Annotated in this window: 20 protein-coding genes; 6 read left to right on the top strand and 14 right to left on the bottom strand. The window is 71.6% G+C overall.

The annotated features are described in order from the left end of the window. Positions 1–81 precede the first annotated feature (81 nt). Both nhaA and BJ991_RS14445 read right to left on the bottom strand, forming a co-directional pair. The gene (nhaA, locus tag BJ991_RS14440) at positions 82–2,004 is read right to left on the bottom strand and encodes a Na+/H+ antiporter NhaA (protein ID WP_179491093.1); all 1,923 of its coding nucleotides are present in this window, start codon (positions 2,002–2,004) and stop codon (positions 82–84) included. Beyond that, a complete protein-coding gene (locus BJ991_RS14445) occupies positions 2,001–2,243 on the bottom strand; it encodes a hypothetical protein (RefSeq protein WP_179491095.1) in 243 nt (80 codons plus the stop codon). The genes nhaA and BJ991_RS14445 overlap by 4 nt, the downstream gene beginning before the upstream one ends. Before the next feature lie 11 nt (positions 2,244–2,254). On the opposite strand from BJ991_RS14445, the gene BJ991_RS14450 reads away from it, so the two are divergent. Together BJ991_RS14450 and BJ991_RS14455 are read left to right on the top strand one after the other, a co-directional pair. Beyond that, complete coding sequence (locus BJ991_RS14450; protein ID WP_179491098.1) at positions 2,255–3,061, top strand: SDR family NAD(P)-dependent oxidoreductase; 807 nt, start codon at positions 2,255–2,257, stop codon at positions 3,059–3,061. A 157-nt stretch (positions 3,062–3,218) separates the two neighbouring features. Further along, entirely contained in the window at positions 3,219–5,168 is a 1,950-nt protein-coding gene (locus BJ991_RS14455) for an anthranilate synthase family protein (RefSeq protein ID WP_179491100.1), read from the top strand. A gap of 3 nt (positions 5,169–5,171) precedes the next feature. Here BJ991_RS14455 and BJ991_RS14460 read toward each other — a convergent pair whose 3' ends face one another. From BJ991_RS14460 to BJ991_RS14470, 3 genes are all read right to left on the bottom strand, one after another. Beyond that, on the bottom strand, positions 5,172–6,341 hold the full coding sequence (locus BJ991_RS14460) for an RNA polymerase sigma factor (protein WP_343048779.1): 1,170 nt from the start codon (positions 6,339–6,341) through the stop codon (positions 5,172–5,174). 167 nt (positions 6,342–6,508) lie between these two features. Further along, entirely contained in the window at positions 6,509–6,877 is a 369-nt protein-coding gene (locus BJ991_RS14465) for a YciI family protein (protein WP_179491104.1), read from the bottom strand. 110 nt (positions 6,878–6,987) lie between these two features. Then, complete coding sequence (locus BJ991_RS14470) at positions 6,988–8,313, bottom strand: site-2 protease family protein (RefSeq protein WP_179491106.1); 1,326 nt, start codon at positions 8,311–8,313, stop codon at positions 6,988–6,990. 154 nt (positions 8,314–8,467) lie between these two features. Here BJ991_RS14470 and BJ991_RS14475 point away from each other — a divergent pair, with 154 nt between their 5' ends. Then, entirely contained in the window at positions 8,468–10,138 is a 1,671-nt protein-coding gene (locus tag BJ991_RS14475) for a Mur ligase family protein (protein WP_179491108.1), read from the top strand. A gap of 9 nt (positions 10,139–10,147) precedes the next feature. On the opposite strand, the gene dxr is transcribed toward BJ991_RS14475, so the two are convergent. Next, the gene (gene dxr, locus BJ991_RS14480) at positions 10,148–11,236 is read right to left on the bottom strand and encodes a 1-deoxy-D-xylulose-5-phosphate reductoisomerase (RefSeq protein WP_179491110.1); all 1,089 of its coding nucleotides are present in this window, start codon (positions 11,234–11,236) and stop codon (positions 10,148–10,150) included. 20 nt (positions 11,237–11,256) lie between these two features. Beyond that, the gene (locus BJ991_RS14485; protein WP_179491112.1) at positions 11,257–12,207 is read right to left on the bottom strand and encodes an FKBP-type peptidyl-prolyl cis-trans isomerase; all 951 of its coding nucleotides are present in this window, start codon (positions 12,205–12,207) and stop codon (positions 11,257–11,259) included. Between the two features lie 105 nt (positions 12,208–12,312). Here BJ991_RS14485 and BJ991_RS14490 point away from each other — a divergent pair, with 105 nt between their 5' ends. Further along, complete coding sequence (locus tag BJ991_RS14490; RefSeq protein ID WP_179491114.1) at positions 12,313–13,131, top strand: lysophospholipid acyltransferase family protein; 819 nt, start codon at positions 12,313–12,315, stop codon at positions 13,129–13,131. Positions 13,132–13,149: 18 nt separating this feature from the next. Here the strand turns inward: BJ991_RS14490 and BJ991_RS14495 are convergent, their stop codons facing one another. After that, positions 13,150–13,632 (bottom strand): OsmC family protein, encoded by a 483-nt coding sequence (locus BJ991_RS14495; protein ID WP_179491116.1) that lies wholly within the window; start codon positions 13,630–13,632, stop codon positions 13,150–13,152. 92 nt (positions 13,633–13,724) lie between these two features. Between BJ991_RS14495 and BJ991_RS14500 the strand changes: the two genes are divergently transcribed. After that, positions 13,725–14,714: an asparaginase gene (locus tag BJ991_RS14500; RefSeq protein WP_179491118.1), complete on the top strand. Its 990-nt coding sequence runs from the start codon at positions 13,725–13,727 to the stop codon at positions 14,712–14,714. Positions 14,715–14,750: 36 nt separating this feature from the next. Next, positions 14,751–15,866 carry an alanine dehydrogenase gene (gene ald, locus BJ991_RS14505; protein WP_179491119.1) on the top strand — a complete coding sequence of 372 codons (1,116 nt, stop codon included), beginning with the start codon at positions 14,751–14,753 and terminating at the stop codon, positions 15,864–15,866. A gap of 35 nt (positions 15,867–15,901) precedes the next feature. On the opposite strand, the gene BJ991_RS14510 is transcribed toward ald, so the two are convergent. The 6 genes from BJ991_RS14510 to BJ991_RS14535 form a co-directional block, all read right to left on the bottom strand. After that, positions 15,902–17,131, bottom strand: a complete 1,230-nt coding sequence (locus BJ991_RS14510; protein WP_179491120.1) for a saccharopine dehydrogenase family protein — start codon at positions 17,129–17,131, stop codon at positions 15,902–15,904. A gap of 24 nt (positions 17,132–17,155) precedes the next feature. Next, entirely contained in the window at positions 17,156–18,721 is a 1,566-nt protein-coding gene (locus BJ991_RS14515) for an APC family permease (protein WP_179491121.1), read from the bottom strand. A 9-nt stretch (positions 18,722–18,730) separates the two neighbouring features. Next, a complete protein-coding gene (locus tag BJ991_RS14520; protein ID WP_179491122.1) occupies positions 18,731–21,628 on the bottom strand; it encodes an FtsK/SpoIIIE domain-containing protein in 2,898 nt (965 codons plus the stop codon). A gap of 66 nt (positions 21,629–21,694) precedes the next feature. Further along, complete coding sequence (locus tag BJ991_RS14525) at positions 21,695–22,609, bottom strand: protein phosphatase 2C domain-containing protein (RefSeq protein ID WP_179491123.1); 915 nt, start codon at positions 22,607–22,609, stop codon at positions 21,695–21,697. Positions 22,610–22,714: 105 nt separating this feature from the next. Next, positions 22,715–23,698, bottom strand: a complete 984-nt coding sequence (locus tag BJ991_RS14530; RefSeq protein WP_179491124.1) for an aldo/keto reductase — start codon at positions 23,696–23,698, stop codon at positions 22,715–22,717. A gap of 67 nt (positions 23,699–23,765) precedes the next feature. After that, positions 23,766–24,569: a large exoprotein gene (locus tag BJ991_RS14535; protein ID WP_179491126.1), complete on the bottom strand. Its 804-nt coding sequence runs from the start codon at positions 24,567–24,569 to the stop codon at positions 23,766–23,768. Positions 24,570–24,729: the final 160 nt, after the last annotated feature.

The raw sequence follows: 24,729 nt of genomic DNA on the forward strand, positions 1-24,729 counted from the left end.
GAGATTCACTGCTGGCACGCCTCCAGCCTACGCCGGGCCGATGCGCCGAGGCTGGCCATGAGGTGAGAGCGGATGCCGCGCTCAGCGCTCCTCGGCGCCCTGGGTCCCCTCCTCGGCGGCCCGCGCAGCGGCCTCGTCAGGCGCTGTGGCCAGGAGCGCGCGGATGAGCGATTGCGCATCGTACGGCCCCGTGTGGCGCTGACCGTTCACGAAGAAGGTCGGCACGGACGTGATGTCCATCGCGTCGGCGTCGAGCATGTCGTCGCGCACCCGCGCCGCGACCTCGGGTGAGCGGAGGTCCTTCTCGAAGCGGTCGACGTCGAGCCCGAGATCGGCCGCCCGACGCAGGATGTCGGAGGGCATCTGGTGATCCTGGTCGGAGAACAGGCTCTTGGCGAACTCCGTGCGCTTGCCCTGCACCGCCGCCGCCTCGACGGCCTCGGCATCCGCCACCGCGTTCGGGTGCACGCGTTCGAGCGGAGCGTGCCGCCACACGTAGCGCAGTCGGCCGTCGAGCTCGCGCATGACCTCTTCGATCGAGCCGGATGCCTTGAGGCAGAACGGGCACTGGTAATCGCCGTACTCGACGATCGTGAGCGGCGCGTCGACCGGGCCCCACACGTGGTCGCGGGTCGGGTCGACCGGACGCGCGAGCGTCTGGCCGGCCTCGTCATCGGTGTGACGCGCGTCCGAGATGCGGAAGATGATCGCCGCGAGGATGAAGGCGATGGCGGATGCCACGAGCACGCCGACGCGCGCCTCGTTCTGCGCGAGATCGTCCTCGATCGCGAGGTCGACGATGAACAGCGAGATCGTGAACCCGATGCCGCACAGCACCGCTCCGCCGGCGAGCCGGTCGAGGGTGAGCCCCGGGCCGAGGTCGCCGATGCGGAACAGCCGGAGCAGGGCTACGGAGCCGAAGACGCCGAGGAACTTGCCGACGACCAGGCCCGCCACGATCGCCCACGTGAGCGGCGAGGTCATCGCGCCCGCGAGGATCTCGGGGCTGAGCACGACGCCCGCGTTGGCGAGCGCGAACAGCGGGAGGATCACGTAGGCGACATAGGGCGCGTACGCCGACTGCAGGCGCTCGTTCACGGAGATCGACTCGCGCAGGCTGTTCGCGGCGAGGCGCGCGTACTCGCTATTGGGCGACTGGCGGAACGTCCGTGCGAGCTCGAGCGCGTGCTCGACGTCGCGGCGGTTGGGGCGGTACACCGGCACGAGGAGGGCGATCGCGACGCCCGCGAGAGTCGGGTGGACGCCAGACGCGAGGAACGCGAGCCACACGATGATCGACAGCGTCGCGTAGATCGGCCCGCGCCCGCGCGGCACGTACCGCGTGAAGTACACGCCGACGAGCCCGACGGCGGCGATGATCAGCGGGAGCGGGTTGAACGACTCCGTGTAGAAGAGCGCGATGATGCTGAGCGCTCCGATGTCGTCGACGACGGCGAGCGCGAGCAGGAACACGCGCAGCCGACCGGAGGCGCGTGGGCCGATGATCGCGAGAGCGCCGACGAGGAACGCGGTGTCGGTCGAGATCACGACTCCCCACGCGTGCTCCTGCCCGGTTCCCGCTGCGATGAGCATGAAGATCGCCGCGGGCACGACGAGGCCCGCGATCGCGGCGACGACCGGCACGAGCGCGCGCGACCAGCTGGTCAGCTCGCCGATCGCGAACTCGCGACGCACCTCGAGCCCGACGGTGAAGAAGAAGATCGCCATGAGCGCGTCGTTGACGAGCGCGTGCAGCGTGAAGTCGAGGGTGAGGTCACCGACACCGACCGTGAGCTGCGTCTCCCAGAGAGCCTCGTACGTGCCGTGCGAGAGGTTCGCCCACAGGATCGCGACCGCGGTGGCGATCAGCAGCAGGAGGGCGCAGATGCGGCTCTCGCCCATCGACTGGATCTTCTCGGCGATCGACGGACGCCGGCGCTCGCGCGAACCGCGCGGTTCGCGCGAGTCACCGGGTCGGCCGATCGTGGTCAGCTGCTGCGTCATCCGGCTCCTCTGTGTCCGGTGTCGGGTCGCGAGTCCGCCTCGCTGCGTTCGGGTGCGCGCGGCGAGACGCCGTGCCACAGCTCGTCGAACGCGATGCTGTCATAGAACGCGACGCCGTCCGAGATCTTCCCGTCCGAGACCGCGTGGTCCATCCGCTCCGCCTTCCGCAGCTGCGACGCGACGAGGGCCGCGCGGCCCAGTATCGTGCACGTCGGGGGAACGTCGCGACCGTATCTCACGAGGAGTCCCGATGGCCACCGACGAAGTCATCCTGCTGACGGGCGCGACGAGCGGAATCGGGCTCGAGACGGCTCGCCGATTGGCCGCGCGAGCGAAGACGCTGATCGTGCAGGGACCCGAGCCCGCGGATGCCGCCGCTGCGGCGCTCGCGTCCATCCGGGGTGCGGGCGGTGCGCGCGTCGAGTACGTCTCGGCGGACTTCACGAAGCTCGCGGATGCCGCGACCGCCGCATCCGCGATGCGGGAGGCCGCCGGCGCGCCCGTCACCGCCCTCATCAACGACGCGGGCGTGCCCGGCAGCCCCGAGCGCGGGGTGACGGCCGACGGCCACGAACGCACGCTGCAGGTGAACTTCCTCGCCCTCGTGCTGCTCAGCGAGCTGCTCGCACCGTCGATCGCCCCGGGCGGGCGCCTCGTGAACCTCGCGTCGGCGACGCACGAGTCCGCGTCGCTCGACCTCGACGACATCGAGCTCGAGCGCGGCTACTCCCCCGTCCGCGCCTACGCACGCTCGAAGCTCGCCATCGTCATGTACACGCTGTGGCGCGCGCGGCGCCGCGGCGACGGGCCGACGGCCGTGAGCCTCCAGCCGGGAGTCATCAACACCGCGCTGCTCGGAGCGATGTTCGGTCGCATCGGCACGGGCGTCGACGTCGGCGCGCGCAGCATCCTCGACGCTCTCGATGCGCCCGCGCGCGGCGGCGAGTACTTCGACGAGGGCAGGCTCACCGCCCCGAGCGCACAGGCGCGCAACGTCGTGCTCGGCGATCGGCTCATGGAGTGGACGCTCGACGCGCTCGGACCTCACCTCGTGTGACGCCCGGCCGCGCGCCGCCGCGCGTGTGGTAGGTTCGGCGCATGCTCGCGAACCGCACCTGGTGGGCCGCCTTCTAGGCGGTGCGTTCGAGCGACGACAGACCGCCCCCGGGCGGTCTTCTTCTTCGTGGGGAACCGCCCCCGACGAGAGACACACGATGACCGGGACCGCACCCCCCTCCCTTCGCGAGCTGGCCGCGAGCGGCCGCCCCTTCGCCCTCATCGCGCGCGACGACGCCACCGTCGAAGTGCTCATGGGCGACGTGGTCGACGTCGAGCTGCTGGGCGACATCCCGCTCGCGGATGCGTCGGGCACGCCGCGCGAGGTGCTCGCGCTCGTGCCGTTCCGGCAGGTTCGCGAGCGCGGGTTCGAGTGCCACGACGACGCCGCGCCGCTGCGCTGCCTGGTGGTCGCGGAGCACACACGGATGCCGCGCACCGAAGCCCTCGCGCAGCTCCCGGCCGAGCAGATCCCGCTCACAGGCGCGGGCTTCGACATCCCGGACGACGACTACGCCGACGTCGTGCGGCGCGTCATCGCCGACGAGATCGGCCGCGGCGAGGGAGCGAACTTCGTCATCCGCCGCGATTTCACCGCCGGCGTGGCATCCGACCCCGTTTTCGCCGCCCTCGCGTGGTTCCGTGCCCTGCTCGAGCACGAGCGCGGCGCCTATTGGACCTTCGCGATCGTGACCCCCGGTCACGTCGCGGTGGGCGCGAGCCCCGAGGCGCACGTGAGCGCGAAGGGCGGGTTCGTCACGATGAACCCCATCTCGGGCACCTTCCGCCACCCCGCGGGCGGCGCGACGGCCGAGGCGCTCAGCGAGTTCCTCACTTCGACGAAGGAGACCGAAGAGCTCTTCATGGTCGTCGACGAGGAGCTCAAGATGATGAGCGCCGTGTGCTCGGACGGCGGCCGCATCACGGGCCCGCACCTCAAGGAGATGTCGCGGCTCACCCACACCGAGTACGTGCTGCGCGGGCGCAGCCGCCTCGACCCCCGCGAGATCCTGCGCGACACGATGTTCGCGCCGACGGTCACCGGATCGCCCATGCAGAACGCGTGCACGGTCATCACGCGCCACGAGCGCACGCCGCGCGGGTACTACTCGGGCGTGGCCGCGCTCTTCACCCCGCGCGCCGACACCGACCCGGGCGCGGCCGACGGGCCGTCGCACGATCTCGACGCCCCCATCCTCATTCGCACGGCGTATCTCGTCGACGGGCGCCTGCGCGTGCCGGTCGGCGCGACGCTCGTGCGCCACTCCGACCCCCACGGCGAGGTCAGCGAGACGCACGGCAAGGCGGCGGGCGTGCTCGGCGCGATCGGAGCCGTCCCGCGCGATCGTGCCGCCGAGCTGGCCGCCCTGCGCGCCGAGGGCGCGATCGACGAGGACGCGCCGGCCCCCGAGCCGCGGCGGCTCGCCGACGATCCGGCGATCGCGGAGCTGCTGCGCTCACGCAACGCGCGACTCGCTCCGTTCTGGCTCAACCCGCAGGACGCAGCGGGTCACGGTCCCTTCGAAGGCCGCGACGCGATCGTCGTGGACGCGGAGGACCGTTTCACGACGATGCTCGCCCACCAGCTGCGGCACCTCGGCCTCGATGTGCGGATCGTCCACTGGAGCGAGGTCGCCGACGAAGAGCTCGACGAGGCGGGGCTGGTCGTGTCGGGCCCCGGTCCGGGCGATCCGCGCGATCCGTCGAACCCCCGCATGAAGCGGATGCGCGAGGTCGTCGCGCGCCGCCGGGCGAGCGGCCGTCCGCTCTTGGCCGTGTGCCTCAGCCATCAGGTGCTCGCCGACTCGCTCGGCATCGAGCTCGCTCCGCTCGACCGCCCGCACCAGGGGCTGCAGCGGACGGTCGACGTGTTCGGCGAGCCCGCCTCGATCGGCTTCTACAACACGTTCACCGCGCGCGTGCGCCCGGGCGCGACGGCCGTGGGCGACGCCGAGGTCTCGGCCGACCCCGAGTCAGGCGACGTGCATGCGCTGCGCGGGCCCGGCTTCGCGTCGGTGCAGGGGCATCTCGAGTCGATCCTGTCGCGCGACGGCATGCGCACGCTCGAGCGCCTCGTCGAGCACGCGCTCACGCCGGTCGGGGCCTGACGCTCACACCGCGCCCGCGATGCGCGCGGCGAGCAGCCGCCGCTCGGCCTCGTTCGCCGTGAGCTCGCGGGCGCGGATGTCGGCCGCATCCGCCTCCGCCATCCGCCCGAGGTCTCGCAGCAGCCGGCCGCGCACGGCGTGCCACAGGTGGTAGCCGTGGAGGGACGGACCCAGGGCGTCCAGATCTGCGAGCGCCGCCGCGGGCCCGTCGACCTGCGAGAGGGCGACGTCCCGGTTGAGTCGCACGATGGGCGACGGATCGCGAGCCACGAGCAGGTCGTACAGCGTGAGCACCTGGAGCCAGTCGGTGTCGGCCGACGTGGACGCGTCGGCATGGCACGCCGCGATCGCCGCGTGGAGCTGCCACCGACCCGGATGCCTCAGCCGAGCCGCGCGTTCGAGCGATGCACGCGCGTCGGCGACGAGCCGGTGATCCCACAGCGACCGGTCCTGGCCGGCGAGGAGCACGAGCCGGCCATCCACCGCACGCGCCCCCTCGCGCGCCCGGTGGAACAGGAGGAGCGCGAGCAGGCCGTGCGCCTCCGCCTCGCGCGGAAGCGCGTCCGCGACGACGCGAGCGAGCCACACGGCGTCGTCGGCGAGGTCGCGATCCGCCGACGCATCGCCGCCCGCGACGAGGTGCGCGCAGCTGTACATGACCGACACGACCGTCAGCACGAGGTCGAGGCGCTCCGCGCGCTCCGCCCCCTCGGGGATGCGCAGCGGGATTCCCGTCTCGGCGATGCGGCGCTTCGCGCGCACGATCCGCTGCTGAACGGCCGTCTCGGTCGAGAGCGTCGCCCGCGCGAGCTGGGCCGCCGTCAGGCCGACGATCGCGCGGAGCGTGAGCGCGAGCTGCGCGTCGGGCGAGAGCGCGGGATGGCAGCATCCGAACAGCAGCGGCAACCGCTCGTCGACCTCCGTCGCGCCGACGGGTGGAGCCTCGGCGAGAAGCACGAGCTTCTCGCGGTAGCGCTTCTGGCGGCGCATCCGGTCGAGCGCGTTGTGCCGCGCCGCCTGCGTGAGCCACGCACCGGGGTTCGGCGGGATGCCCCGGCGCCGCCACTCGCGCAGCGCCTCTTCGACCGCGTCCGCCACCGCCTCCTCGGCGAGGTCCAGGTTGCCGAGCGAGGTCGTGAGGGCCGCGACGATGCGCGCGGACTCCTCGCGCACGACGCGAGCGAGGAGAAGATCAGATGCTCCGGCCGCGGTCGCATCGAGCGCGGCCGGAGCGTCCGGAGCGGGGTTCGAGAACGGGCCCGCATGCCTCGCGTCTCCGCGCTCTGCGCCCCCGCGCTCTGCGCCCCCGCGGCGCGGAGCAGGCATGGGGCCCGTCGTGCTCACTGCTCGAACTGGCTGTAGTCCTCGACCATCGGCCGGATCTCGACCGCCACTCCGGGGAGCGCGAGCGAGGGCCACGTCTTCGTGAGCTCGATCGCGGCGTCGAGGTCGGGGACATCGATGACGCTGAAGCCGCCCACGACCTCCTTCGCCTCCGAGAAGGGGCCGTCGACGACGACGGGGCCGCCGTCGGAGTGCTTCACGGTGGTCGCGGTCGAGATCGGCATGAGCTCGGCTCCCGAGTCGGCGAACTTGTCGCGGTTGTCCTGGAACCATTGGTAGATCTGCGCGTAGACCTCCTGCGCGCGCTCGGGAGGCACGGCGTCGTCGAACTCGGGCACCGAGGTGAACATGAGAACGTACTTCACGGTCGCGTTCCTTTCGTCAATGGGAACCGTTTCACCCCTACAGCGAACGGGCAAGGCCCGGATCGACACGGTCCGCGAAGCATCTCGCGCCGGACTTCACGCGCGTCGCGTCAGCCGAACAGCGAGATGGGGTTGACGAGGTCCGACACGATGAGCACGACGCCCATCGCGATGAGCGCGATCACGACGACGAACGTCACCGGCACGAGCTTCGTCGCGTCGACCGGCTTCGGCGGCGGGCGGCGGAAGAGCTTCGCCCACGTGCGCTTGATCCCCTCCCACAGCGCGACCGCCACGTGCCCGCCGTCGAGCGGGAGCAGCGGGATGAGGTTGAACACGAACAGCGCGACGTTGAGAGACGCGAGCAGTCCGATGAGTCCCGAGATCCGGTTCAGCACGGGCGCGTCCGCCGCGGCGACCTCGCCCGCGAGCACCCCGGCGCCGACGACGCTGAGCGGCCCGTTCGGGTCGCGCTCCTGACCCGTGATCGTCGACACGGCGGTGTCCCACACCATCACGGGCAGGCGCCAGATCACGCCGGCCACCGCGCCGACGTTCTCGAACGTCGCGGTCGTTCCCGCCCAGATCGGCTGCCGCACGTACTCGACCTCGGCTCGCATGCCGGCGTAGCCGACGTCGACCGTCTGCGCCTCTCCGTCCGGTCCGGTGACGACGCGGCCCGTGGCATCCGTCTCGGGCACGGTCACGGTGGCCGGCGTGAGACTCAGCGACACCTGCTCGCCGTCGCGCTCGACGACGACGGGGATCGTCTCGCCCGCCGAATCCCGGATGATCGCGGATGCCTCGGCGAACGTCGCGACCTCGACGCCGTCGACCGACACGAGGGTGTCGCCCGCCCGGAGCCCCGCCTCGGCGGCCGGCGCGACCGGGTCGTCCGCGGTGCACTCCGTGCGCTGCTCGGTAGGCGGGATCACGCACTCGCTCACGCTCTGGACGGTCGATGTGGCCGCCTGAACGCCGATCGCGCTGAGCAGGATCGTGAAGAGCACGATCGCGAACAGGAGGTTCATGACAGGCCCGCCGAGCATCACGACGACGCGCTTCCACACCGGCAGGCGGTAGAACACCCGCGGATCGTCGTCGCCCTCGAGCGTCTCGTCATTCGCGAGCCGGGCGTCCTGCACCATCGTCGCGAAGAAGCCGCCGCCCGCACGGCCCGACCGCGCCTCTTTCGGCGAAGGCGGGTACATGCCCGCCATCGAGATGTAACCGCCCAGCGGGATCGCCTTGAAGCCGTACTCCGTCTCGCCCCGACGGCGCGACCACAGTGTGGGGCCGAACCCGATCATGTACTGGCCCACGCGCACGCCGAAGCGCTTGGCGGGCACGAGGTGCCCCAGCTCGTGGAGGGCGATCGACACCGCCAGCCCGACGACGAGCAGGACGATCCCGATGATGAAGGCGACGACGGTCACGTGGCAACGTTAGCGGCGCCGCCTCTGAGTGCGCTCCGAGAACGGGCGATCGGGGTCACGCGCCGCGACGTGCGCCGGCATTCGCGAGCAGCCGACCGAGGGCGGGAGCATGCGGAGGCCGCACCCGGGCTGGTCTGACATGATGGTTGGCGCCATGCCGACAGAACCCGTCGCCGCGCCCGCCGGCAATCTTCCCCCTGTGCTCCGGCCGGAGCATCCGCCCGTCCGCACCCTCGACGAGCTCGCCCGTCGTTTCGCCCGCGAGGTCCGTGGCGACCTCTCCGGCCGCACCCTCTCGGGTATCACGCTCGCGACCGCCGACCTCCGGCCGGGCGAGGCGTTCGTGGCGATCCAGGGCGCGAACCGGCACGGCGCCGAGTTCGCCCGCGACGCCGCCGAGAAGGGCGCTGTCGCGATCGTGACGGATGCCGCGGGCGCCGACCTCGCCGCCGACGCGGGAGTTCCCGTGCTCGTCGTCGACCACCCCCGCGCGATGCTGGGCGACCTCTCGGCCTGGGTGTACGGCACCGGCGCCGGCGACGACCTCCCGCTGCTCTTGGGCACCACGGGGACGAACGGCAAGACGAGCGTCTCGCACATCCTCGAGGGCATCCTCGGGCAGCTCGGCGTCGTGACCGGGCTGTCGTCGACGGCCGAGCGGCACATCGCGGGGCAGGTCATCGTCTCGCGGCTCACCACGCCCGAGGCATCCGAGTTCCACGCCCTCCTCGCCCTCATGCGCGAACGCGGCGTCCAGGCGGTCGCGGTCGAGGTGAGCGCGCAGGCGCTCAGCCGTCACCGCGTCGATGGCATCGTGTTCGACATCGCGGCGTTCACGAACCTCAGCCACGACCACCTCGACGACTACGCCGACATGCGCGAGTACTTCGAGGCGAAGCTTCCGCTGTTCCGTGCCGACCGGTCGCGCCGCGCCGTCATCTCGCTCGACTCCGCGGCCGGACGCGATGTCGCGGCGATGTGCGAGGTGCCGTTCGTCACGGTGGGCGCGCCCGAGATCGCCGCCGACCCCGAAGAGGCCGCCGCAGCGGACTGGGTCGTCGACATCCTCGAAGAGCGCCAGACCGGCACCGAGTTCCGCCTCACTGCGAAGGACGGCCGCACGCTCACGAGCATCGTTCCGACGATCGGCCGGCACATGGCAGCGAATGCGGGTCTCGCGATCGCGATGATCCTCGAGGCCGGCTACGAGTGGGACGACCTCGTGGCCGCGCTCGAGCGCGACGGTCGCATCGACGCCTACCTCCCCGGCCGGACCGAGCGTGTGTCCGGCGATCGGGGTCCCGCCGTGTTCGTCGATTTCGGGCACTCCCCCGATGCGTTCGAGAAGACCCTCGCGGCGGTGCGCCGCGTGACGCCGGGCAAGGTGCTCATGCTCGTCGGCGCCGACGGCGACCGCGACGCGACGAAGCGCCATGACATGGGCCGCACGGCCGCCGAGGGCAGTGACATCCTCGTGATCACCGACCACCACCCGCGCTTCGAGAACCCCGACTCGATCCGCGCGACGCTCATCGAGGGCGCGCGGCGCGCGAAGCCGGATGCCGAGATCCACGAGTACTCGCCGCCCGAGCGCGCCATCATCGAGGCGGTCGCGCTCGTCGGCGAGGGCGACGCGATCCTGTGGGCCGGTCCCGGTCACCAGGACTACCGCGACGTGCGCGGCGTCCGCACGCCGTACTCCGCGCGGGAGCTCGCGCGCCGCGCGCTGCGCGAGGCGGGCTGGCCCGTGCCCGAGCCGCACTGGCCCGTGCCGTACCCGCCCCACGAGACGCCGCTGTCGGACCCCACGCGCGAGTGGCGCTGACGCGCCGGGTCAGCCGGCGGATGCCGCGATCGCGCGGTCCGCGGTCACTCGCGCCCATCGCTCCGCCTCGGCGAGCGACTCGCGCGTGAGCGACGCGGGAGCTTCGTGCTTGTCGACGACGCGCTCGACCGTGTCGAGGATGGCGAGGAAGCCGATGCGCCGCTCGTGGAAGGCGTCGACCGCCTGCTCGTTCGCCGCGTTGAACACCGCGGGGAACGTGCCGCCCGCGCGCCCGACGCTCTTGGCGAGTCGCACCGCGGGGAAGGCCGTGTGATCGAGAGGCTCGAACGTCCACGACGATGCGACGGTCCAGTCCAGCGGCTTGCCGACGCCGCCCAGGCGGTGCGGCCAGTCCAGGCCGAGCGAGATCGGGAGGCGCATGTCGGGCGGCGACGCCTGCGCGATCGTGGACCCGTCGATGAACTCGACCATCGAGTGGACGATCGACTGCGGATGCACCACGACGTCGATGTCCTCGTAGGGGATGTCGAACAGCAGATGCGCCTCGATGACCTCGAGCCCCTTGTTGACGAGCGTGGCCGAGTTGGTCGTCACCACGCGGCCCATGTCCCACGTGGGGTGTGCGAGCGCCTGCGCCGGAGTGACCTCGGCGAGCGAGGCGCGTGAGCGGCCGCGGAACGGTCCGCCCGACGCGGTCAGCACGAGCCGGCGCACCTCTTCGCGGTCGCCCGAGCGCAGCGCCTGCGCGATCGCGGAGTGCTCCGAGTCGACCGGCACGATCTGACCCGGCGCGGCGATCGCCGTCACGAGGTCGCCGCCGACGATGAGGGACTCCTTGTTCGCGAGCGCGAGGGTGCGGCCCCGCTCGAGCGCCGCGAGCGTCGGGCCGAGGCCGACGGAGCCCGTGATGCCGTTGAGCACGACGTCGGCCTCGACATCGCGGACGAGCTGCTCGGCCGCGACGGCGCCGAGCGCCGTGTGCTCGACGCCGAACTCCGCCGCCTGGGCGGCGAGGGTCGCGGCATCCGTCCCCGCGGCGAGTCCGACAACCTCGAAGCGGCGCGGGTTCGCGCGGATCACGTCGAGTGCCTGGGTGCCGATGGATCCGGTCGAACCGAGGACGATGACGCGGCGCATCCGCCCAGCGTACCCAGTCGCTACTGCGTCACCTGCGGCTGCGCGGCGAGGATGTCGACGATGAACACGAGCGTCTGGCCCGTGAGGTTCTCGTCGTTGATCTCGCCCTCGCCGTACGCGACCGACGGCGGGAGCACCGCAATCACCTGCGAGCCGACCGTCTCGCCGACGACCGCATCGGTGAAGCCCTGCACGACGCCGCTGCCGGTCGTGAAGCTGAACGGCTGCGCCCCCCAGCTCTGGTCGAAGACCTCACCCGAGTTCCACGAGACGCCGTGGTACTGGACCAGGACGGCGTCGCCGGTCTCGACGACCTCGCCGTCGCCCTTCTTGAGGGTCGCCTTCTCGAACTCGGTGGGCATGTCGCCCTCGGGGAGCGTGACGGACGGGACGTTCTCGGAGTCGAGCTCGACCTCGGGCATGCCCTCGACCGGGTCCTGATCGTCGCCGGTCGCGTGATCCGGCACCACCGAGAGCAGGTCGAAGATGTAGACCTCGCCGGGGTTCGTGTCGCTCGCCGGGAACGCCGCGACGACGCGCGTGCCGGTCGTCGCACAGCCGAGGATCTGGCCGATGGGGTTGTCGGGCGAGATCTGGGCGGGAAGCAGCGGCGCGTCGCTGTAACCGGCGGTGCCGAGCTCTTCGCCGGTCTCGGCGCTGAACGCGCTCAGCGCGTACGACACGAGGTCGCCCGACTCGACGGGATCCCCCGAGCCCTCCTCGATGACGGTGGCCTGAAGCTGGTCGATCTCGAGGGGTGCGGTGAACGTGGCCGTCGACGCCTCGCCGACCTCGCCCTCGACGCTCACTGCGTCGGACGCGGCGCCCGGGTCGACGGCGGCCGCGCACAGGTCGGCGATCGTCGGGTCGGGCGATGCCTCGGCATCCGGCCCGGGTCCGCTCGCGCAGCCGGCGAGCAAGAGTGCCGTCACGGCGGCGGCGGACAAAGCGGCGATGGGACGGAAGCGCACGATGGAAACCTCAAAGGGTGAAGACCGGGGACGCTCCATACTCCCCTACTTTTCCTTTGCCTGGGCTGGGAGCCCCGCGCGACGGCCCGTGGAGCGAGGATCGCCATGCCGGACCCGGAATGGATCGCGGAGTACCCTCGACAGGTGACGACCGAGGAGAACGCCGCCCAGGCAGAGGCCGAGGCATCCGTGGCACCCGTCAAGCGCATGGGCGCGACCTATGCATTCGGACGCTACATCGTCGCCCCGCTGGGGCGCATCGTCTATCGTCCTCGAGTCGAGGGCAAGGCGAACGTTCCCAAGACCGGTCCGGTCATCTTCGCCAGCAACCACCTGTCGTTCATCGACTCGGTCGCGATCCCCGTCGCCGCCCCCCGGCCCGTGCACTTCCTCGCCAAGTCCAGCTACTTCGAGGGCAAGGGCATCCCGGGCTGGCTCACGCGCGAGTTCTTTCTCGCGATCGGCGCCGTCCCCGTCCAGCGCGGCGCGGGCCAGGCGGCGCTCGAGGCGCTCGACCAGCAGCGGCAGCTCCTCCTCGAGGGCAACGCCGTCGCGCTCTACCCCGAGGGCACGCGCTCGCTCGACGGACGCCTCTACAAGGGCCGCACCGGCGTCGCGTTCCTCGCGCTCGAGACGGGTGCGCCCGTCGTTCCCGTCGGGCTCATCGGCACCGACCGCGTGATGCCCGTCGGGGCGAAGTTCCCGTCCTCCCGCGAGCGCGTGACGGTGCGCTTCGGCAAGCGGCTCGACCTGTCGCACCACGGACCGGCGTCATCGGGCCGCGCACGGCGCACCGCGACGGACGAGATCATGGGCGCCATCCACGCGCTGTCGGGCCAGGAGCTCGCGAACGCCTACAACGAGGCGCCCGCGTCGAGTCCGATCGAGCGCATCAAGCGGGTCCTTCCGCACGAGCGGCGCTGACGGCACGCGGCGTCCGTCTCACGCCACCGGGGCGGCGACCTCGATCGTCGGCTCGTGCCGCACCGGGAAACTCACCGAGTTCGCGATGAAGCACCACCCGTTCGCGACCTGGTGGGCGTGCGTCGCGGCGTCGACCATCGACGCGTCGGCGACGACGACCCGAGGGCGCAGCACGACCTCGCGGAACGAGCCGCCCCCGCGTCCGTCCTCGACCATGACGCCGGATGCCTCGTCCTCGTAGCCCACGACGACGACGCCCGCCGTGACGCACGCGTGCAGGTACGACAGCAGATGGCACTGGCTGAGCGCGGCGAGCAGCATGTCCTCCGGGTTCCAGCGGGACGGGTCGCCGCGGAAGGGCTTGTCGCTCGACGCGAGCAGGTCCGGCTTGCCGTCGATCGAGATGGTCGCGCTGCGGTCGTAGTCGCGGTAGCCCGACGTCCCCGTGCCGCGATCGCCGGTCCACGAGGTGCGGAGGGAGTAGTGGTGCTGGCCGATCATCGTCCCAGTATGCCCGCGGCGGAACGCGGCGAGCGCGACCCCGGCGACGCCGCGCAGACGGCGGCGTGCGCGACCGGCGATAGGCTTTCCTTGTGCCGCAGACCTTCGCCGCATCCGACGCCGTCGAACTCGCCGTGGTCGAGCGCAGCGGCTTCGTCGAGTCCCGCCACCTCGGGTCCGCGGTCGTCATCGGCGCCGACGGGGAGGTGGTCGAGCAGCTCGGCGACACCGACGCGCCGATCCTCCCCCGGTCTAGCCTCAAACCCCTCCAGGCTCTCGCGTGCCTCGCCGCCGGCGCTCCCCTCGACGGCGAGCGCCTCGGCCTCGCGACGGCCAGCCACTCGGGCACCGACCGGCACGTGGCCGTCGTGCGCGAGATCCTCGACTCCGCCGGCCTCGACGAGCGGGCGCTCGGGTGCCCGGCGGACTGGCCCGGCGACACCGCGACGCGCGACGCGGTCGTGCGCGAGGGCGGCGAGCCCGAGCGCATCCGCATGAACTGCTCCGGCAAGCACGCGGCGATGCTGCTGACGTGCGCCGTGAACGGGTGGGACACGGCGACGTACCTCGCGCCGGAGCATCCGCTTCACGTCCACATCCGCGAGGTGGCTGAGCGGCTCATCGGCCAGCGCGCCTCGGCTGTCGCCGTCGACGGATGCGGCGCCCCGGTCTTCGCGATGAGCCTCATGGGCCTCGCGCGAGCGACCCACCGCATCGGCGGAGCGTCCGAGCGATCGCCGTTCGCCCTCCACCGCCAGGCCGCGACGCTCGTGCGGGCGGTGCGCGAGAACCCGTGGACGATCGCGGGGCCGGGCCGCCCCGACACGATCGTGATCGAGCGGCTCGGCGTCTTCGCGAAGGGCGGCGCCGAGGGGGTCATGGTGATGTCGACGCCCGACGGCGCGACGGTCGCCCTCAAGATGCTCGACGGGAGCGGCCGCGCCACGACGGCGGTCGCGCTGCGCCTGCTCGAGCGGGCGGGTGCCCTCGCGGCATCCGATGTCGCCGAGGCGATGGCGAGTCTTCCGCTGGCCGTGATGGGCGGCGGACACGAGGTCGGGGCGATCCGCCCCGCGTTCTAAGAAGCACCCCCATAAGGGGTGGAAAGGATCTCGACGATGAGAATCTGCGTCCCCACCGAGGTGAAGAACAACGAGTATCGCGTTGCGCTCACCCCGTCCGGAGTCCACGACCTGGTGTTGGCCGGGCACGAGGTCTACGTGCAGAAGGGGGCGGGCGCCGCCTCGTCGATGACGGACGGCGAGTACTCGGATGCCGGGGCGACCCTGCTCGACGACGCGGCCGAGGTGTGGGCGCGTGCCGAGCTGCTGCTCAAGGTCAAGGAGCCGATCGCGAGCGAGTACGACTACTTCCGCGAGGATCTCGTGCTCTTCACGTACCTGCACCTCGCCGCCGATCGCGCGCTCACGGAGCGCCTCGTCGCGGACCGCGTGACGGCGATCGCGTACGAGACCGTGCAGCTGCCGGGCGGCGGCCTGCCGCTGCTCGCGCCGATGAGCGAGGTCGCGGGCCGCCTCGCGCCGACCATGGGAGCGACCACGCTCATGCGGTCGTACGGCGGCCTGGGCCTGCTGATGTCGGGCGTGCCCGGTACGCGCCCCGCGAGGGTCACGATCATCGGCGGCGGCGTCGCGGGCGCCAACGCGGCGGTCATCGCGGTCGGCATGGGCGCCGACGTCACGATCTTCGACACGAACGTGCAGCGCCTCAGGTACCTCGACGACCACTTCCAGGGCCGCATCAAGACCGCCGCGTCGAACCCCCTCGACCTCGACCGTGCCGTCACGGCATCCGACCTCGTCATCGGCTCGGTGCTGATCCCGGGCGCGCGGGCGCCCAAGCTCGTGACGAACGACATGGTGAGCCGGATGCGGCCGGGCAGCGTCCTCGTCGACATCGCCGTCGATCAAGGAGGATGCTTCGAGGACACCCATCCGACGACGCACGACGATCCGACGTTCCTCGTGCACGGGTCGGTGTTCTACTGCGTCGCGAACATGCCCGGCGCGGTGCCGAACACGGCGACGTCGGCGCTGACGAATGCGACGCTCCCCTACATCCGCCAGATCGCGCGACTCGGCTGGACCCAGGCGCTTCGCAACGATCCGGCCCTGGCGGCGGGGCTCAACACGACGGCGGGCACGGTCGTGAACCCGGGCGTCGCGTCGGCGCATGAGCTCGAGCTCGCGTCTCTCGAGGGGGCGCTCGCCTAGGAATTCGCCCGCCCGGGCGGCAGTCACGCCGGCGCTCAGGGCAGCGGCTTCTCCTCCATGCCCCACGGAGAGCCGTAGCCCTCGGGCGCCGGTGCGGCGAGCAGGTCGAGGAAGGGGCGGGCGTCGAAAGCCTCTGGGCCGAGCACGCCCGTGCCCTCCCACGTTCGGCGGGCGAGCAGCTCCAGCGCGATGACGGGGTTGATGGCCGTCTGCCACACGACCGCCTGCGACTTGTATTCGCGCATCGACTGCTCGTTGTCGGCGACGTGGTACAGGTACGTGGAGCGCGGCGCGCCGTCCTTCCCCTTTCCCGTCACCCACACGCCCGCGCACGTCTTGCCGGTCATGCTGTCGCCGAGGGTCGCCGGGTCGGGCAGCGCCGCCGCGACGACATCGCGCGGAGCCACCTGGACGCCCTTCACATCGACCGGGTCGGTACGGTCGAGGCCGGTCTTGTGCAGCACGCGGAGCACCTCGATGAACTCGTCGCCCAGGCCGTACTTGAACGTCACACGCTTCGCCTTCGTCCACCGCGGCATGAGGAGGACCTCCTCGTGCTCGACGTTGACGCACTCGACGGGCCCGATGCCCTCGGGGAACTCGAACACCTCGGGCCCGGAGAAAGGGGGTGTCGTGTACCAGCCGCGGTCCTCTTCGTAGATGACCGGCGGGTTGAGGCACTCCTCGATCGTCGTCCAGATCGAGAACGACGGCGCGAAGTCGTACCCGGCGACGACGAGGTTCGCGCCGTCGCGCACCGCCAGTTCGTCGATCTCGCTGAACAGCTCGTCCTCGGCGTAGCGCGCGAAGACGTCGGACAGGCCCGGCTCGACGCCGATGCCGACGAGGGCGAGACGTCCGGCGTCCTTCCACTCCTGATCCTTGGCGAATTGCTCGTCGCCGAGTTTGACGCCCGGAAGCTCGTGCGGCTTGTCGGGGTGCGGATGCGACAGGCTCATCGCCATGTCGAGGTAGGTCGCGCCCGCGGCGAAGCATCCGTCGAAGATCGGCATGACGAAACGAGGGTCGACGGCGTTGAGCACATGCGTCGCGCCGGTCTCGCGCACGAGCGTCGCGACCGCGTCCGCGCTCGAGGCGTCGACCTGCGCGGCCGAGAGCCGCGGGTCGCCGAGCTCGGCAACCAGGGCCTCGGGACGGGCGGGGTCGTAGTCGGCGATCACGAGCGACTCGAAGAAGTCGCGACGGACGGCGATGCGCGTCGCCGCCGAGCCGACGCCTCCCGCACCGACGATGAGGATCCGCATCACCACTCCCTTCTGCCGTGCGATCTAGACCAGGCCCCCGTCGACCGAGCGCAGGTAGTCCGCCGGCTCCTCCGGCACGAGCACCGGTGTGTCGCGGTTCAGGCTCTCGCCCCGGAAGAACGGCTTGGACCGCGGGAAGGCGAACCAGATGAACATGAGCACGACGCCGAGGGCGAGCGCACCCACGCCCACGACGAAGGTGCCGCCGATGCCCAGCAGGACGGTGTATCCGTAGTCGACGTCGTACATGTCGATCGCCGACTGGATGAACGCGTACGTGAGCATGAGCGCCCCGGCGAGAGGAAGCAGGAACCGGAAGAAGAAGTTGCGCGTCGAGTTGAACAACTCCCGCCGGAAGTACCACACGCAGGCGTACCCGGTGATCGCGTAGTAGAACGCGATCGCGAGGCCGAGCGAGAGGATCGAGTCCTGCAGGATGTTGTCGCTGATGAGCGTCATGCCGATGTAGTACAGCGACGCGACGACGCCCATCACGATCGTCGAGAACGACGGCGTGCGGTACTTCGGGTGGACCTCCTTGAACTTCGCCGGCAGCGCGCGGTACACGGCCATCGAGAGGGTTCCGCGCGCGGTCGGCAGGATCGTCGTCTGCGTCGACGAGACGGCCGAGATGAGCACAGCGACCACGAGCACCCACCCGACGGGACCGAGCAGCCCGTCCTTGATGGCGAGGAAGACGTCATCGGCGTTGGCTTCGTTGCCCAGGCCCGTGCCGGTCTCGCCCAGCCCCGCGTACATCATCGCGGCGAGGGTGACCGAGACGTAGGTCACGAGCAGCAGGACGCACGTCAGCAGCGCCGCGAGCCCGGGGATGCGCTTGGGGTCCTTCGTCTCCTCGTTGAGGGCGAGGCACGTGTCCCAGCCCCAGTAGATGAACAGCGCCAGCAGGACCGCTTCGGTGAAGCCCTGCCACTCGGTGAAGCCGAGCGGGTTGAACCACGCCCAGTCGAACGGCGTCGGGTTGGGCGCGGTGCCTGCGAAGAACTGCCAGAGGGCCGCGACGACGAAGATCACGAGCGCGAGGTACTGGATGCCCAGCAGCACGTTCTGCAGGCGCTCGCCGATCTCGATGCCGCGCCAGCTGACCCAGGTCATGAGCGCGATGAAGACGACGCCGGTCGCGGTCACCAGGAACACGTTGTCGGAGAGGAGGGCGTCCTCCGTGCTGCCGACGATGCCGTCGATGAGCGCCCAGAAGTAGATGCCGCCGATCTGGGCGAGGTTCGCGAGCACGACCATGCCCGCGACGGCGACGCCCCAGCCGCCCATCCAGCCGACCCACGGACCGAACGCCTTCGTCCCCCAGGTGAACGTCGTGCCGCAGTCGGGCACGTCGTTGTTGAGCTCGCGGTACGCGTACGCGATGAAGAGCATCGGGACGAACGCCACGATGAAGGCGATCGGAGCCTGAGCGCCGACCGCCAGCACGACGAACCCGAGCGTCGCGACGAGAGAGTACACCGGTGCCGTCGAGGCGAGACCGATGACGGTCGAGCCCCAGAGCCCGAGCGTGCCGGCTGCGAGTCCCTTGCCGTCGGGTCGGTCAAGGTGTACGGGCGACGTTGCCATAGAGCGACGTTAGGGGTCGCGACGATCGGCGGTCAACAACGAATCCGCCGTGTCGTCGGCGGGCAGCGCGACGCGCGTGACGGCGCCCGTCCGGAACAGCCACGCACGCGGCCTGCCTGGTGCGCAGTACGGCGGAAGGGACCGGTCGCCCGTGAGCAGGCGGTACTCGGCGGAGCACGCCATGTCGACGACGAGGTCGTGATCAGAACGGACGTCGGAGAGGGTTCGCCAGTGGCGCTGCCATTGGTCGGGGTCGCCGGTCACGACGACGGGCTCACCGGATGCGCCGCCCGAGCCGTCGCCCGCGGCGAAGTCGTCGAGGCGCACGACTCGAACACCCCGCCTCGCCCACGCGGCGACCGCTGCGCGCGCATCCGCCGTCGGGCGTGCGACGAAGCCGGTGAGCGGGGCTTGCGGAGCGAATACGCGAGCACCGGATGCCGCGAGCCCACGCCCGTCGCCGGCCGCCGCAGCCGTCGCGACCGCCACCTGCACCGCCCGCCCGTCGAGTCGTCCACGCCCGGGCGGGGCCCCTGTCGTGTGATGTGCGGACTCGCCTCCCGCCGCGAGGTACTCCTGACGCGACAGCATCGGAAGCAGCAGCCGCCTCGAAAGCAGGTCACCCACACGAGCGGCGGCACCGGTGAGCCGTTGCGCCGCGACGACGAAGAGCACGCCGTCGTCGCCCGCGCGGCGCATGGCGAGGTCGAGCCGTTCGACCACCTCGCGCCCGTAGTCGGCCGGGAAATGCGCGGCGACGGTGTCGAGGTCGTCGATCAGCACGATCGACCCCGCCTCGGGCGGCGCGCAGGCGAAGCGCTGCACCGCGTCCCACGTGCCCTCGGGATCTGAGGGAACTCGCACGACGGGCCCACGCGCCTGCGCGGCGATCGTCGCGAGGACCGTCGACTTGCCCGAGCCGGGGCCGCCGACGACGAGCAGCCCGCGATCGCCGGTGCGCACGCCGATCGGGCGCTGCCTCTGCCGCTCGGGCTCGTCGGCGAGGCCCACGAGGAGGACTCCCCCGCCCTTGGGGGCGTCCTCGTGGCGCACGAGGTCGTCGAGTTCGATGCGGCCGGGGAGGTCCGGAAGCCACGGGCGCCTCGGGATGGGGCCTCGCGCCGTCGACGCGATACGGCGGATGTCATCGGACGACGACAGTGCGATCCGCGCCGGCTGCGGCGCCGGGTCCGCCGCCCGACGCACGACGGCCGCGCCACGCCCGTCGACGCCGCCGGGCAGGAGCGCGGCGTCGTCGGTGCCGACGACGGCTCGGCTGTCGGCGGCATCCGTCACTCGCAGGCTGATGCGCAGCGGACAGTTCGCGAGCAGCGCGTCGCGCACGACCCCGGCCACGCGCTGCGTCCCGAGGATCAGGTGGATGCCGAGCGCTCTGCCCCGAGCCGCGACGTCGGCGAACACCGCGTGCAGCTCGGGGTGGTCGGCGAGCAGCGCCGCGAACTCGTCGACGACCACGACGAGGCGCGGAAGACGTACGCGCGGATCGTCGATGTCGCGGGCCGAGTGCCCTCCCAGCTCGCCCTCGCGCCACCTGATCTCGGCCCGCAGGCTCTCGATCGCGCGCCGCGCTCCCGTCCCGTCGAGGTCTGTGATGACCCCCGTGACGTGGGGCATTGTCTCGAGCGCGTCGAACGCGGTTCCGCCCTTGAAATCGGCGAGCAGGAAGCTCACCTCCTCGGTCGAGTGCGTCGCGCACAGGGCGAGGATCCACGTGATGAGCAGCTCGCTCTTGCCGGATCCGGTAACGCCCGCCACAACGGCGTGCGGTCCGTCCCCGACGAGGTCGACGACCACCGTCCGACCCGCGTTCGAGCCGATCGGCGCCGCGAGCGCGCCGCGCCGCGCCGGGGGTGCGTCGTCGAGCACCTCACGCAGCGGCACGACCGCGGCGGGCCCGTCGGAGAGCCCGGGGACCGCCGCGTGCGACGCGCGGTCCGTGAGAGCGTGCGCGATGGTGTGGAGCTGGTCGCGGGACAGCGCCTCTGCCGCGATCTCCTGGACCGAGCCCGCGCGGTCGAGGTGAGCGACGCCGGGAGCGTCGATGACGAGCGTCGCGCCGCATCGTGGCGGGATCGGATGCCCCGGCTCCACGCGCGCGATCACGATCTCCGCGGCCGGGGGAACCTGCTGTCCGGGTTCGACGACGGCAGCCGCGATCCCCGTCGCCGCTCGTCGGTGCGGCAGGCCGTCGGCCCATCCCGGGGCAGCGATGAGGCGCAGCTTCCCGGGCGGGAGCGACAGGCACAGCTGTGCGACGAGCGCGCGCAGGGCAGCATCCGCGATCACCGGCGGACCGATCACGGCGACCCCTTCGCCCGCGCGCACGGTGATCGGGGCGTCTTCGAGCACCGTCGCCCTCGCACGGAGGCGGTCGGATGCCGGGTCGCCCTCGCCCCCGGACACACGCACCGCCGACGGCGCTTCGCCCGCGCCCACGACGAGGGTGTCAGCACGTTCCGCGACGGGCCGCCACACGGCGGTGTCGTACGCGAGGAACCGCGCGACGTCCGGATGGGCCGCCCAGCGCCGCGCGCGCTCCTCGCGGTGGCGCACACCGACGGCGGACGCGACGCGCTCGCGCGCCGCCTCCGCCTCCGCGTCCGCCCGCCGGCGATCCCGTCGCGTGGTGCGCATGCGGTCAACGACCGTCGCCGCGGCGACGACCGGGACCAGGCAGGCGAGCCACAGCGAGAGCATCGATCCCGTGACGAGCCAGATCCCCACGGCGCCGACGATCGGCACGACGGACGCCAGGACGGGAAGGCCGGTGCGCGGAGGCGGCGCCCACGGCGCCGGCAGGGTCAGCGCGGTGTCGACGAGATCGTGCGGGCCGACTTCGGGTTCGGTTCGCGGACGCGGCGCGGCGGGTGCGGGAGCGAAGCGCATGCACCCAGTCCACCTCGCGTGCACGCACGGGCGGCGCCCGCCGGGACGATGTGTGAGAGCGAAGCCCTACCGGGGAGCTGTGGAGGAGTCGTCGCCGTCGGACTGCTGCTGCGCCGCAGGCTCGGCCGCCGCATCCGACTCTTCGTCCTCGTCGTCGACGGTCTCCCACTCCGCGGTGTCGGTCGCGTCCTCGTCCGTCTCGTCGTCGATCTCCGGCGCGCTGCCGACGTTGAGCACCACGATCGTGATGTTGTCGCGACCGCCGTTCTCCAGTGCCGCCTCGAGCATCGCCCGCACGGCGTCGGCGGGGTCGGGGTTCTCGTCGAGGAAGTGCCGGATGCCGTAGTCCGTCAGCTCTTTCGTGAGCCCATCCGAGCAGATGACGAACCGGTCGCCCGGGACGATCTCGACGCGCACGTAGTCCGGCGTGACGCTCTCGCTCGGTCCGACCGCGCGCGTGATGACGTTGCCGTACGGGTGATTCTCGGCCTCTTCGGGGCTCAGGCGGCCGGCGGCGACGAGCTCCTGCACGACCGAGTGGTCCGTCGTGAGCTGCGCGATCATGCCCTCGCGCACGAGATAGACGCGCGAGTCTCCGATGTTGAGCGTGACCCAGTGCGGCTCGTCGCGGCTCGTGTCGAGGAACACGCCCGTCACGGTGGTTCCGGTGGCCTCGTCCGTGGCATCCGGATGCGACGCGATGTCTTTCACCGCACGGGCCAGCGACTTCTCGAGAGCCTTCGCCGTGATCGTGCCCGACTCGGCGAGCTCGCGCATGCGCGCGACCGTGCTCGTGCTGGCGATCTCACCGCCGACGTGCCCGCCCATGCCGTCGGCGACGACGAAGAGCGGGAACTGGGCGAGGACCGCGTCCTGGTTGACGTCGCGCCGGCGACCGCGATGGGTCACCGCTGCCCACGTGAGCTCGAGCTCACCGTCGGGCAGGGTGATCGTCGTGGAGTCGGCGGTGACCTTCGGCACTCCCCCGTCCTCCCGTCGCCGTAACAGGTTCGCCGCGCCTTGCGGGCGGCGTGGTCACATCCTAGTGGAACGGCCCTTCGCGACCCCTTGCGCGACGCCCTGAGACTATGCCGCGCGCCCCGGCCCGGGGAAGAACCCGTCGATCGCCTCCAGGTCCTCCGCCGTCGGGGACCACGCCGTCGCGGCCGCGGCGTTCGCCCGCACCTGCTCGGGCGTGGTCGCTCCGGCGATCACACTGGACAGCGACGGCTGCGCGAGGAGCCACCCGAACGTCGCCTCCAGCATCGTGATGCCCCGGTCGTCGCAGAACTGCTGGTACGCCTCGAGCGCCTCCCACGGCGCGTTCTCGTAGATGTACGGCCGCTGGCGCATGATGCGCGTGTCGGAGGGCGCCGACTCGCGCGTGAACTTGCCCGTGAGCAGCCCGTTGTGCAGCGGGAAGTAGGGGAAGAAACCGAGCCCGTACCGGCGCACCGCAGGCAGGACCTCCTTCTCGGCGTCGCGCGCGAGCAGGCTCAGCTGGTTCTGCGCCGACACGAACGGCACCGCGTTGCGCAGCTGTGCAGTGAAATGCGCCTCTGCGACCTGCCATCCCGCGAAGTTCGAGTGGCCGATGTAGCGGACCTTGCCCTCGCGCACGAGGTCGCCCAGAGCGTCGAGCGTCTCCTCGATCGGGGTCGCCTCGTCGGGGGTGTGCACCTGGTAGAGATCGATCCAGTCGGTCTGCAGGCGCCTCAGCGACGCCTCGACTGCGCGACGGATGTAGGACCGGGACCCCTTCGATCCCGTGAAGCCCTCCGGATTGGGCAGCGCGCTGTGGCCGAACTTCGTCGCGAGGACGACGTCGTCGCGACGACCCTTCAGAGCCTCGCCCATCAGCGACTCGCTCATACCGGGCTTCCCGCCGTACATGTCGGCGGTGTCGAGGAACGTCACGCCCGCGTCGATCGCCGCGTCGATGACCTCGCGCGTGCCCTCGAGCGTCTCGGTGCGGGTTCCAGGACGCCCGAAGTTGTTGCATCCGAGACCGACGGCAGACACGAGAAGACCGGATGCGCCGACACGACGAAGAGGAACGTGGGAAGTCATCCCTCAACGCTAGTGCTCTCCGCGAACGCGGAAGGCCCCCGCGAACGGGGGCCTTCTGATCGAGCGATCAGACGCGGGGCGGCTCGCCCGACGGCGGCTCCGTGGAGGGCGGCTCCGTCGAGGGCGGCTCGGTCGCGGCCGGAGGCGCGGCGGCCGGCGGCTCGGTGGCCGGCGGCTGAGCCGTGGGTGCAGACGCCGGCGGGGCCGGAGGCGCGGCGGGGGGAGGCACAGGGGTGCCCGCACCGGGCGCGGGCGGCTGGTAGCCGGCAGGCGGAGCCGGAGGCTGCTGGTAACCCGGAGGCGGGTAGGCGCCTGCCGCCCCAGGAGCCGCGTACCCCGCTGCGGGACCGGCGACGGGTGCGCCCGGCTGCACGGGGACGCCCTGCCACACCGTCGTGTCCTTGAGGAACGAGTTGCGCCACGGGGCCGGTGCGATGTTCGGGTTCCACGGCGTCTTGTCGAACGCGAGGATGCCCAGCCAGATCAGCGTGCCCACACCCGGGATGAGCCAGAGCAGGAGATACGGCCAGTCCTTGTTGAGCTTGAGGCCGATCCGCCAGCCGGACAGGATCCACGCCGCGATGCCGACGAGCGAGAAGATCCACCCGATGGCCGGGATGGAGCCGAGCAGTGCGGACACCAGGATGGCGCCGAGCATCACCCACGGCGACAGATCGCCGAGCTTCGCGGCCACCATGGAGTTGTAGACGGGAACCCAGGCGCGCCATCGCCCCTGCACGCCCGCTTTGTCGAAGACCTTCATCAAGAAGAACGATCCAACGACGTACGCCGCGATCGCGAGGAGGAAGAGAATCGGAGCGACCGCGAGCCAGAACGCGATCATCCCCCAGCCGTTGTCGTTGTAGTCCATCGAGAAGGAGCTCCCAGACGTCGATGCGGGGCGCGAGCGCGCCCGACGGAGCCGTTGCTCCGCTGGCCACATGCTAGTGGCGGCGTGTCGCGGTGGCCACCGCTTCGCGGCGTGTCTCGGCACGCCACGCGTGCGCCTCTTGCCGTCACGGGTGACCCCG

The sequence above is a fragment of the Microbacterium immunditiarum genome, from assembly GCF_013409785.1.
Classification (GTDB): Bacteria; Actinomycetota; Actinomycetes; order Actinomycetales; family Microbacteriaceae; genus Microbacterium; species Microbacterium immunditiarum.

Bases quoted from the DNA above. Each gene is read 5' to 3' on its own strand.
- nhaA (WP_179491093.1), bottom strand. From the start codon at position 2,004: ATGACGCAGCAGCTGACCACGATCGGCCGACCCGGTGACTCGCGCGAA.
- BJ991_RS14450 (WP_179491098.1), top strand. From the start codon at position 2,255: ATGGCCACCGACGAAGTCATCCTGCTGACGGGCGCGACGAGCGGAATC.
- BJ991_RS14455 (WP_179491100.1), top strand. From the start codon at position 3,219: ATGACCGGGACCGCACCCCCCTCCCTTCGCGAGCTGGCCGCGAGCGGC.
- BJ991_RS14475 (WP_179491108.1), top strand. From the start codon at position 8,468: ATGCCGACAGAACCCGTCGCCGCGCCCGCCGGCAATCTTCCCCCTGTG.
- dxr (WP_179491110.1), bottom strand. From the start codon at position 11,236: ATGCGCCGCGTCATCGTCCTCGGTTCGACCGGATCCATCGGCACCCAG.
- BJ991_RS14490 (WP_179491114.1), top strand. From the start codon at position 12,313: ATGCCGGACCCGGAATGGATCGCGGAGTACCCTCGACAGGTGACGACC.
- BJ991_RS14495 (WP_179491116.1), bottom strand. From the start codon at position 13,632: ATGATCGGCCAGCACCACTACTCCCTCCGCACCTCGTGGACCGGCGAT.
- ald (WP_179491119.1), top strand. From the start codon at position 14,751: ATGAGAATCTGCGTCCCCACCGAGGTGAAGAACAACGAGTATCGCGTT.
- BJ991_RS14510 (WP_179491120.1), bottom strand. From the start codon at position 17,131: ATGCGGATCCTCATCGTCGGTGCGGGAGGCGTCGGCTCGGCGGCGACG.
- BJ991_RS14515 (WP_179491121.1), bottom strand. From the start codon at position 18,721: ATGGCAACGTCGCCCGTACACCTTGACCGACCCGACGGCAAGGGACTC.
- BJ991_RS14520 (WP_179491122.1), bottom strand. From the start codon at position 21,628: ATGCGCTTCGCTCCCGCACCCGCCGCGCCGCGTCCGCGAACCGAACCC.
- BJ991_RS14530 (WP_179491124.1), bottom strand. From the start codon at position 23,698: ATGACTTCCCACGTTCCTCTTCGTCGTGTCGGCGCATCCGGTCTTCTC.
- BJ991_RS14535 (WP_179491126.1), bottom strand. From the start codon at position 24,569: ATGGACTACAACGACAACGGCTGGGGGATGATCGCGTTCTGGCTCGCG.